Raw genomic sequence first — 5,238 nt, forward strand, 5'->3', positions numbered from 1 at the left:
GTGTTGTCTAGCAGCCAGGGAGTCGGTGCCCGCGGTTCGCTACATCAGTTGTTTCTATCTGCCTCTTACCTGGACCGCTCTTGTTGGGCTGTCTCGAAGCCAGCAGCGTTAGCTAGCTAGCTCACTAGCTAACGCTGCCCTTCGAGGCAGTCTTTGCGTCTTTAATGGTTTGGATAACATGCAGCCGTGACACTGGATGAGTGCCTCCACCCTGGTTAGTTGTATTGCTATATGCTATAATTAGAGCACCTGCTGTAGATCATAGATGAGATGGTCCGATGTTGAACTTCTCTTTCTCTTGGGTCGAGTTCGCCGTCCTAACCGGCGCGGCGCTCGTCAGTGTTGCCTGTCTCACTCCCTATCTGCTCGAACTGAACGGTCAGGCTTTCAAGCAGGCGCAGGAGCGCCTGCGGCGTCCGTTGTGGGTGCTGCTGTTGCTGCAATGGTTGCAGAGTGGTGTGCTGCTGGTGGTAGCGGTGGGCCTGGGTCTGCCTATTGCCCATCGTATTGGCCTGGGGGCTCCCTTGCTGGAGGGGCTGCTGGCGGGTAAAGCGGTGACGGCGCAAGCGCAGGCGCTCGTCGAGCCAGCGCTGCTGTTGGGCCTGGGGTCTGCCGCGCTGCTGCTCGTGCTGGAGATCCTGGTTTTCTGGCCACGGTTGCCGGAGGCCATGCGCACAGCCTTGCCGATCCCGGCGCTCTGGAAGCGTTTCCTGGCCTGCTTTTACGGTGGCATCGCTGAAGAGCTGTTATGTCGTCTCTTCCTCCTCTCGCTGTTCGCCTGGCTGCTGGGTTTCGTCTGGCATCTGCCGGGGGGTGAGCCAGCGCCAGGAGCGTTCTGGCTGGCCGCTGTCGTGGCGGCTCTGCTCTTTGGTCTGGGCCATCTGCCTACCACGGCAGCGTTTGCCAGGCTGACCCCGCTCTTGATCGGACGGGCTATTCTTCTCAACGGCGTTGCCGGTGTGGCCTTCGGCTATCTCTTCTGGCGCTATGGTCTTGAGGCGGCGATGCTAGGCCATTTTAGTGCGGATCTCGTGCTCCATATCCTCGGCGATTCCCTTGGGAAAAGGCTGCGCTCGGCGCGGACGGCAGAGACGCCTGCCGATCGCTAGTCGCTCTGACTCCAGCCGCGTCGGTTGCTCTCTGGTAGCTGCTCGTGCTCACGATGTCCTGCTATGGGTAACCGTATTTGAAGAATCTGAAGCCGAAAAAAGATCTCCTGCAGTCGTTCTCTTCAGTGAACGGGTAGCTGTCTCTCTTATTACGCAATCCAGGTAGCTTGGGACAACAAAACAAAGCAGAGAGCCTGATGTTTTCAAGAGAGAAAAGGGCAGGTGATCCCCGGTGTCACAGTCCCCTCAAGAACAGACTCAGCAGCCTCTCCCAGTTCCGCCTGATGTGGCGCAGCAGGCCCAGCGCGCCGATTTGGGCCTGCCCCAGCGGCACTACCGACCCTCGGTTCTCGCTGGGTTTGAAGATTGCCTGAGTATAGTGCCAATTCTGCTGTATATGGCTTTGGGCTATCTGCTCGTTGTCCTTATTACAAGTTGCAACAATCTCCTTGAAAGACTTTACGAGTACTTTATCATCTGGCTGTTTATAGCGGGCGCTCTGCTTATACTAGCCTTCCCGCTCTTCCTGCTGGCCTTGCTCCTGAATCTGGCCCGCCGGTCATGGGGGATCTATGTGTACGATAGAGGATTCGTCTATAAAAGGGGCCGACGTCTTACAGCCTGCCGCTGGGATCAGATTACGGCTCTCTGGCTAGAAGTAAGGCAAAAGACGCAGATGGTTAATATCGGTGCTGCGGGTGATACCTTTGTTGATTATACGGTAAATAATCAATTATATACATTGGAGCTGCAGGAAGGTAAAAAGCTGGTTTTCGATCTTGCTATGGTCAGAAGGCAGGAGCTGATCAGTCTCCTGGACGAGCAGATCAAAAGCCGCCTGTTGCCCCAGGCGATTGCGGCCTTCGAAGCTGGCGAGACCGTTCACTTTGGTGAGGTGAGCGTTAACCGCGAAGGGCTGAGCTATAAAGACAGTACGCTCCTCTGGAGCGAAATGCTCGACATCACTGTCAGAAATACCTCTCTGACCATTGAGAAGGTGGACAAGAAAAACGTTTTCTGGTCTCTCTCCAGGCTGCCAAACATCAGCGTCTTCCTGGGCCTGAAAGACTATGTGTTCCAGCGCTATCTGGGCATCGTAGGGCTGGAGGGCTAGCGAGCTCCAGGAAACGCTCTTTCCTGAGCGCACCTCGCCGTCTGCTTCCCGGAGCGGTCTCAGCGCGCTGGCTGGGCGGGTAAAGGGTGAAAGCTCGTGCTGGCAGATCAAGGGCGAATCTGTCTTTCTTGCAGCCAGTGCAGTTTCTCGGGGTTGACCACGCCATAGATGCGCTTCACCCGCTCCCCTTCCAGCTCCAGGAGAACGACACCTACGGCTTTCCCCTGCGCCAGGCCGACAATCGCCGGCTGTCCGTTGACCTCAGCGAGCAGCGGCTGCAGATCAGGCGGAAACCACTTGCGTAGCGCGCCGAGCATGCCGCGCGCCACGCGTTTCGCTCCTTGGATCGGCCTGAGCGCGGCCTTGACCTTGCCGCCGCCGTCGGCGATGAAGACCGCTTCATCGGTGAGCAGCCCGAGCAGGCGCTCGATATCGCCCTCGGCGGTGGCGCGCAGGAACTGGGCCGTGAGCTGTTCCTGCTGAGCGTGTGGAACCTGGAAGCGTCTCCTCTCCTCGCCCAGACGTTGATGAGCGCGGTGCAGCAACTGCCGGCAGCTGGCCGGATGAGTGCCGAGAATCGCAGCGATCTCCGAGTATTCGTAGTCAAAGATCTCGCGCAGCAGCAAGACAGCCCGTTCGCGGGGGCTGAGCTTCTCCAGCATAAGCAGGAAGGCAAAGGAGAGCGATTCCGCCAGCTCTGCCGTGGCGACCAGCTCAGGGTGCTGCTCGGTTGCCAGCGGCTCTGGCAGCCACGGGCCGATGTAGACCTCGCGCCGCACTCGGGCGGAGCGCAGCTGATCGATGCACAGCCGCACCACAACGGTGGTCAAGTAGGCGCGTGGTGACTCCACTGCCTGCTCGTCGGCCTGCAGCCAGCGTACAAAGGCTTCCTGTACCATATCTTCGGCTGCACTCGCCTCGCCTAGCATGCGGTAGGCGATGGAGAAGAGCAGGACCCGATACTCTTGGAAAATGCGAGCTGTCTCCTCGTTTGTCTTTGTCATGCGCGATCTCAGTCTGGCAGATGATAGTCTATCGCCGGGCGAAGCCTGGGCGGCAGGTGTCTGTGTCTTGTTCTCTTAGAGGTCCAAGACACAGACACCTGTATGGAGTGTATCATATCGTATCTAGGCAGCCAGCTCTGGCCCTGACCGGCCAGTGGCCGCCTGCTGCTGACCGGCCAGGTCGGTGAGCAATAACTGTGCCGCCTGGTGTGCACTGGCAAAGCTGGCATCGGCGAGGTAGCCCTCCTGGCCAACCCAGTCGCCAGCCAGGTAGAGGCCGCTGATGTGCTCCACTCGGGAAGCTGGGCGGCCAGCAAAACCGTTGGTGTTGGCGGTCGGTGTGGCGCCCATGACCTGCATGTGTGGCAGGAAGAAGCGCCTGACCACACGATCGCGCCAGCCAGGCTGAGCCAGATCGAGCAGCGCCTCTAGCTCGCGCTCGTGCTCGTGCGCATCGCCGGGGGCCATCGGATCAAGGTAGCGGAGGGCGTGCAGTACTGCCCCGCCGGCTGGCGCAACGTGAGCAAAGAGCGATTGAGCCGAGTAGAAGCGGGGCTGATCCAGGTCCAGGGAAACTGGCCGATCGGGACGCGGCAGGCTCTGCAGGGCCACGTCGAGACAGGCCACTACAAGTGGCGTCAGCCCCGCCAGACGCTGTTGCAGCAGGGGATCGTCTACCAATCGCGCGACGTCAGCCGGCTCAGTTGCCAGCACCACGGCCCGCGCCTCATAGAGACGCCCATCGCTCAGCTCGATACCGCGAACGCGCCCGTCGTTCTGAAGAACCGCCTCCACGCGTGTCCCTGGATGGAGATGGACCCCGGCCTGCTCTGCCGTGCGGCGCAGCCCTGTAACCAGTGTTTGCCAGCCCCCATCAATATAGAGCACGGGCCGTCTCAGCGAAAGCTGCAGCTGGGTGAGAAATGGCTCCATGCTGATCAGCTCCAGATTGCCGCTGTAGGTCAGTGTGCGGGCGCTGGCATCCAGCAGCCGATGGACACGCTCATGTCTGGCGTGTTGATCGATCCAGGTTTGCACACTGACGGAGGCCAGCGAGCGTGGTTTAAGCATGGCCAGTCTGGCCAGCAGTCCCAGCAGCTCCCATTTTTCTGCGCCTTTGAGCAGTGCTGTGCTTAGCAAGCTGACAGGATCGCCCGGATAGGGAAAAAACTGGCCCTGGAGCAGTGCCTGAACGTTGCGCGGCGAGCCGGCAGGAATGCTGATGGCAAGCTCGCGCAGGACCCGTGTCGCTGCTCCGCCGGGATAGAGGGCATGCCCCCCGCGGTTCAAGCTATAGCCCTGGTGATCCTGGGTGGCAGCGCGCCCGCCGAAACTGGCCGCCTTTTCAAAGACGGCTACCTGGAGGCCGGCCCGCGCTACATAAGTGGCGACAGTCAGTCCCGTCAGGCCACCTCCTATGATAACGACATCTGTCTGCTTCATATATCCTCCAGAAAAGGGTTGTCTTTGGGTGATGACACAAAGCAGACGGAAGCCCCCCCTTCTTTGTGACAGGCAAACACGACAGCCAACTCTCGGCTAGCGTTGACCTGATCTTGGCGAGCTGAGAGCGGAGACTGTTCGTTGGATGGCAGGCCAGTCAGCGCAGGCAGCAGATGGCAGAGCGCTTTGCCTGGTGTCGTCAAGCGGGCTTGCCGCTCTATGGCCTGCCGGAAACGCATCAGGGACCGCCTATGCTAGGCGACGCTCTGCGTGTACAGCAGGTTGATCAGCGAGCAGGTGGCAAGGTGTTGGAAGAGCAGGGCAGGATCGAGCTGTTCCGACCTCACCTGAGCTAACGGCGAATGTCCATCCAGCAGTATTGTTACTGTATCCCTTCCGCTGCGCGGTCGGCTCCTGGTACACTTGAGGAAGGAGCGCCGGAGACGATGGCGCTAGCGCTAGTCTGGGCGCTAGATGAACATGAGGTTGAGCAAGGAGCACGGTCAATGGCGGAACCGGAGAATAGCTATCCAATCGATCCAGAGAACGCAGGCGAACTGGCGCGGCT

5 protein-coding genes are annotated in these 5,238 nt (G+C 59.8%); 3 read left to right on the plus strand and 2 right to left on the minus strand.

Annotated elements, in window-relative coordinates:
- The first annotated feature begins 278 nt into the window (after positions 1 to 278).
- Together IRZ31_RS19970 and IRZ31_RS19975 are read left to right on the plus strand one after the other, a co-directional pair.
- Entirely contained in the window at positions 279 to 1,109 is an 831-nt protein-coding gene (locus tag IRZ31_RS19970) for a CPBP family glutamic-type intramembrane protease (protein ID WP_297157081.1), read from the plus strand.
- 232 nt (positions 1,110 to 1,341) lie between these two features.
- The gene (locus IRZ31_RS19975; RefSeq protein WP_363325707.1) at positions 1,342 to 2,223 is read left to right on the plus strand and encodes a DUF6585 family protein; all 882 of its coding nucleotides are present in this window, start codon (positions 1,342 to 1,344) and stop codon (positions 2,221 to 2,223) included.
- A 107-nt stretch (positions 2,224 to 2,330) separates the two neighbouring features.
- On the opposite strand, the gene IRZ31_RS19980 is transcribed toward IRZ31_RS19975, so the two are convergent.
- Positions 2,331 to 3,227, minus strand: coding sequence for an RNA polymerase sigma-70 factor (locus tag IRZ31_RS19980; protein WP_297157086.1), 897 nt, complete (start codon positions 3,225 to 3,227; stop codon positions 2,331 to 2,333).
- 123 nt (positions 3,228 to 3,350) lie between these two features.
- A complete protein-coding gene (locus tag IRZ31_RS19985; protein WP_297157089.1) occupies positions 3,351 to 4,670 on the minus strand; it encodes an NAD(P)/FAD-dependent oxidoreductase in 1,320 nt (439 codons plus the stop codon).
- 173 nt (positions 4,671 to 4,843) lie between these two features.
- On the opposite strand from IRZ31_RS19985, the gene IRZ31_RS19990 reads away from it, so the two are divergent.
- A complete protein-coding gene (locus IRZ31_RS19990; RefSeq protein ID WP_297157092.1) occupies positions 4,844 to 5,026 on the plus strand; it encodes a hypothetical protein in 183 nt (60 codons plus the stop codon).
- Positions 5,027 to 5,238: the final 212 nt, after the last annotated feature.

It is taken from the genome of Thermogemmatispora sp. (assembly GCF_019683635.1).
Classification (GTDB): domain Bacteria; phylum Chloroflexota; class Ktedonobacteria; order Ktedonobacterales; family Ktedonobacteraceae; genus Thermogemmatispora.